General features: G+C 54.9%; 5 protein-coding genes. 1 reads left to right on the forward strand and 4 read right to left on the reverse strand.

Going from position 1 to position 5,177, the window contains the following annotated elements; genetic code table 11:
* On the forward strand, positions 1-234 hold a 234-nt coding region (locus tag VN114_RS08625; RefSeq protein ID WP_325513950.1), incomplete at its 5' end, for a hypothetical protein.
* A 33-nt stretch (positions 235-267) separates the two neighbouring features.
* Here the strand turns inward: VN114_RS08625 and VN114_RS08630 are convergent.
* The 4 genes from VN114_RS08630 to VN114_RS08645 all read right to left on the reverse strand — a co-directional run bounded on the left by VN114_RS08630 (position 268) and on the right by VN114_RS08645 (position 5,014).
* Complete coding sequence (locus VN114_RS08630) at positions 268-1,530, reverse strand: YXWGXW repeat-containing protein (RefSeq protein ID WP_325513952.1); 1,263 nt, start codon at positions 1,528-1,530, stop codon at positions 268-270.
* Between the two features lie 778 nt (positions 1,531-2,308).
* Positions 2,309-3,076, reverse strand: coding sequence for an SDR family oxidoreductase (locus tag VN114_RS08635; RefSeq protein ID WP_325513954.1), 768 nt, complete (start codon positions 3,074-3,076; stop codon positions 2,309-2,311).
* Positions 3,077-3,127: 51 nt separating this feature from the next.
* A complete protein-coding gene (locus tag VN114_RS08640; RefSeq protein WP_325513956.1) occupies positions 3,128-4,102 on the reverse strand; it encodes a zinc-binding alcohol dehydrogenase family protein in 975 nt (324 codons plus the stop codon).
* A gap of 60 nt (positions 4,103-4,162) precedes the next feature.
* Positions 4,163-5,014, reverse strand: coding sequence for an alpha/beta hydrolase (locus VN114_RS08645; protein ID WP_325513958.1), 852 nt, complete (start codon positions 5,012-5,014; stop codon positions 4,163-4,165).
* Positions 5,015-5,177 lie beyond the last annotated feature (163 nt).

Consider the following 5,177-nt stretch of genomic DNA (forward strand, 5'->3'; position numbering starts at 1 on the left):
ACCTTTCATCCTCGACAGCAATCCTCAATAAATTGGCCTGTAGCGTTTGCAAAAAATGGGTTGTCCGTCGCAATTCGATGTGACTTACTTGGCCGAGTTGATCGGCCTTATATAAAGATGGAACTGGGCTCAGCTCGGGCCATTTGCAACGATCTGCAGAAGGTTGATATTGAGCGCGAAGCTGTCAAAAATAAAAAAGCGGAAAACCCTTCCGGGCCTTCCGCTTTTTATTAGGAACAATCTGGTTATCAGTAGCGCGATCTCAAGTTAATCACGCCCTCGTCCATCTCGTTGTCCACCCTGCTGGCCGGGCGGCTGCGATCGCTGCGGCACGTTCGGCTGCGCGTGTTGCTGACGCGGCTGTTCCATGCGTTGCTGTTGCTGAGCCTGACGGACCTGATGCTGTTCCCGTTGCTGCATTTGCTGTGGGCCGCGAATCTGCTCCTGCTGGCGCACCTGTCGTTCACGTTGCACATTCTGGTCTCGCTGTTGACGCATTTGCTGTTCTCGCTGGATCTGTTGGGCCCGTTCCTGACGATCGACCTGCTCCCGTTGTTGCACTTGTTGCTGTCGCTGCATCTGTTCATGCTGCTGTTGTTCGCTTCTTGTCTGCTGGTCGCGTTGCATCTGCTGTTCGCGTTGCTGACGCCGTTGCTGCTCTCTCTGCTGTTGCTGAACGTTGTCACGTGCAAAGTTGTTCTGCGTACCGGTACTGGAGAGACTCTGCGACGTACCAGGCCGGTCATTTAGCGAGCGACGATCATCGCGGCGATCGTTGTCGCGCGAGCGATCATGTGTCGAACCTTCGGCACCGCGTGAGTTCACCGTTCCGCGTCCGCTGAAATCTCCGGGACGGTCTGTCGCCGCAACGGGCGGTCTGCCCTGATTGAAGGATGCGCGCTGTTCATGGTTTCCAACTGCGGCACGCGCATGCTGCACTTGTGCCTGCGTCGGAGCAATGTGCTTCTGGCGCGCATAGTTGCGCTCTCGTTCGCTTGGTCGCATACCGACGCCACCGCGTCCGCCGTTGTAACTGACATGGTTGACCGTGACCTTGTTGATCACCGTCTTGTTATAGACGTTGGTGAGGTGACGATGGCCGAAATTATTGATCGAGCGGTTGTAATAGAACACGTTTCGTTTCCAGTAACCGCCGTGATAGCCGGAGCCGGTGTATCCGTAACCGTAGTTAATGCCACCATAGAAACCGACTTGCGGTCCCCAATAGCCCGGGTAGAAAACATAGATGCCGTTACGCCAGCCCCAGTAACCCGGCGTCCAGAATAATCCGGCCGAAGGCGGCCGTACCCACGTACCCGGCACCCAGTAATAATCGCCATCGTCATATTCCCAGTATCCCGGCTGCCAGATATACCCGTTGTCGGGGATCGGCGGCTGCACATATACCGGCAGTGGTGGTGGTGGCGTCGTGATGGAAAGATTGACGTATGTCTGTGCCCACGCGGATGCAGAGAACATCACACATGCGGCAAGCAGGACACGAACAATATGAAAGCGAAAACCGGACATGGTGACTCCTTGCCGCTCGGGCGTTTCTGATATGGGTCGACTGGCTAACACGGTGAATATCAAACCAATGCCGTTCAAGACATTGTTCAACGCAGCCTCAAACACCCACTGATCCACTGTATCTGTACTCATCTTTAAGACGTATACAGCAGATTTGAAGTTCCTCGAGCCATTTTTTCTTAATCGAAACAAAGTGTAAATGCCCGGCGAGCGGAGAATGGCGAAAATGCAATCTCCTGCCAATAAAACGATTCGGAAAAATCACAAACGGTAACGATATTCACCGACGCAGATAACTCTTTCTCCCGTCATCCGTCATGCAATAGCGCCCGCCGCGAGGTCCCGTGCAATACGTATGGCCGCGGCACGCACAATCCACCGTCGCACCGCCGACTTTTCCATGCATGTCGCCGCTTGCCTGCCCCATATAGGCCGAACAATTTTTGCGCGAGGCACTTACCGATCCATCATTGCAGATAAACGTCTCGCCGGCGCAATGGCTCACACCTCCCTTGCGCCCGGAACAAGGCGTATTTGCGGCATGCGCCAACAAATTCAATGCAAGCAGGAAAAACAGGACGGAACAGCTGCGGAAAATACGCGGGCGAACCGAGAAAAAGTCGGCGACCGGATAACGTGCAACGTCCTGTCCGGGTCTGGGCGCGGCGGCAGCAGCGAGAAATTTCAGATCGAGTTTCCCTTGCATCATGTTGTCCCACTGCGCCCGCAGATGATCAAAAAAGAAAAAGGAGCAATTCGCTCCTTTTTCTCGTCAACGTCAAACTGCCTTGACTTCACCGCCATCCATTCGGATCGACGTGCCGGTCATCCACTTCGCCGACGGCGACACCAGATACGCCAACAAGTCGGCAATCTCTTCCGGTTTGCCGTAACGGCTGATCTCTGCACTGGAAAGGAATTTCGTCATCGCCTGCTCCACAGTGACATTATGTGCCGGCGCCCATTTCTCCAGATAGGAACTGCGACGTCCCGTCATCACCGGACCCGGTTGCACACTGTTCACCTGCACGCCATCGGCAATACCGCGATCGGAAAACGCCTTGGCCAATGCCACGATCGCCGCGTTGATCGCGCCGACTGCCGCATACGGTGCCTTCGGCACGATAGCAGAATTACCCGACGTCAATACGACCGAACCTTGCGACGCCTTCAATGCCTCCCATGCGCGCAACGTCAGCTTGCGCGCACCATGGAATTTCAGCGCCAGGCCTGCATCCCATTGTGCATCCGTCATATCGAACAGATCGATCTGCGGTACATCGCCTGCAATATTCAACAATGCATCGATGCGGCCGAATCGTTCCAGCGTACGACTCACGACAATGTCTGCTGCGGTGTCATCACTCAGGTTCAGATCGATCACCAGCGGTTCGGCGCCGGCCGCCTCGACCAGAGCCGCCGTTTCATTCAACTTGTCCGGATTTCTGGCAACCAGAACCACGGCGGAAAAATCCTTGGCGAGGCGAACTGCGGTAGCACGGCCAATACCCTGACTGGCTCCAGTGACGATTGCGACGTTTTTCATTTTGTTTTCCTTTACATTAATTGAATCAATCTTGCGGTAATCGTTTGCAAATTACGGAACCAGCACAACCATTTTTCCGTTTGCCTGATTGGCTTCCATGACGCGATGCGCTTCCTGAATTTCATCGAAATGGAATACGCGTGAAGGCTTCGCCTTGTAACGACCTGCTGCCACGTCATCGACAATCGATTGCAACGGCACGTCGTTCAAAGGGAATTCGGGCGTACCGAAAACAAAGCTGCCAAAAAAGCTGAAATGCACGCCGCTGGACATCTGCAACAACGGATTGAAATCAGGCACCGGCGCCAGTCCGCCGAGAAAACCTGCCTGACAGACCCGACCACCGCGATGCACGATCGCCAGCGAATCCAGCAACGTGCTGTTACCCACCAGGTCCAGCACCGCATCGAATTTCTTCACGTCGGCAATGCGCGAGGACAGCGACGGACCTTCCAGCTCGACGCGACTGGCGCCGAGACTTTCCAGCAGCGCAAAGCGCTCCTTGCTGCGCGTGGTTGCCACCACGTTCACGCCGGCATTCACCGCCATGTTCACGGCGGCTTGACCGAAGGACGACGTGGCACCGCGAATCAGCAGATGCTGTCCTTTTTTCAGTTCCAGATTGCGGAACAGGCATGTCCATGCGGTTGCATAGGTTTCCGGGATGGCTGCCAGTTCTTCCCACGACAGGTCGGTTTCGATCTGCACGACGTTCGACGCCGGTGCAACGGTGTATTCGGCGTAGCTGCCATTGATCGTTCGGCCCAGACCGCCCATCAACGTGACAACCTTGGCACCGACGGCGAATTCGCCGCCCGGGCAAGACTTGACGATACCGACGCATTCGATGCCCGGCACCGGCATCGATTCGGCCCACTCACCGCGACGCATATGCATCTCTGCATGATTGATGCCGAATGCCTTGACCTGGATAACGACCTGCCCCGGCCCGGCTTTTGGTTCCGGCAACTCCTGAATGACCAGACCCTCGACAGGACCGTATTCCTTGATGACGATTGCACGCATGACAAACTCCTTGATTGAAAATGAGGTATTGAATCCCCACCGCGCTCAGCGCGATGGGAGCTATTTCAGAAACTGACGAATGGCCGCGGCAATCTCGTTCGCATGAGTTTCCAGCGCGAAGTGCCCGGTCTCGTAGAAATGAATTTCCGCGTTTGGCAAGTCCTGCTTGAATGCATCCGCACCCGCCGGCAGGAAGAACGGATCGTTGCGTCCCCACACGGCCAGGAGCGGCGGCTGATGACGGCGGAAATAGGAATGGAATTCCGGATACAGCGCGACGTTGCTCGCGTAATCCAGAAACAGATCAAGCTGAACGTCGTGAATGCCTAGGCGGGTCATGTAGAAATCATCCAGCGAATAACCGTCGGGAGAAACGGCCTGCGCGTCCGGCACGCCATGCGTGTATTGCCAGTATGTTGTTGCCGGTGTCAGCAATGCGCGCAACGCGTTCCTGTTTTCCTGCGTTGGTTCCTGCCAGTATTTTCTGATCGGATCCCAACCATCGCTCAGTCCTTCGCGATACGCATTGCCGTTTTGCGAAATGATTGCCGTGACACGTTCCGGATGATTCATCGCCACCCGCAAGCCGACCGGCGAACCGTAATCGAAGACATAGACTGCGAATCGGTCCAGCTTCAACACTTCAGTGAAACGCGTGATCACGGACGCCAGGTTGTCGAACGTGTACGCAAAGCGGTCACGTGACGGCGCATCCGATTGACCGAATCCCGGCAGATCCGGCGCCACGATGTGAAAGCGATCCGCCAGCAACGGAATCAGATCCCTGAACATGTGGCTGCTGCTGGGGAAGCCATGCAGCAATAACAGCGTTGGCTTGTTGACTGCACCCGCCTCACGATAAAAGACGTCCAGACCGTCTACCGCCACTTTCCGATAATTGATTTTGCTCATTTGAAGCCTCCGTTAAGTAACCACTCAAGTAACCGCACCAAGAATGTTTTGAAGGTTATACGCACATAAGTAACCTGTCAAACTATTTTTAAGAGGTTACTTAAAATATTTTTGAAGGCGTGGCGATTTATATATGGTGTATAAAGGTTTTTACGACGTCATC

It is taken from the genome of Oxalicibacterium sp. (genome assembly GCF_035565035.1).
Lineage (GTDB): Bacteria > Pseudomonadota > Gammaproteobacteria > Burkholderiales > Burkholderiaceae_D > Oxalicibacterium.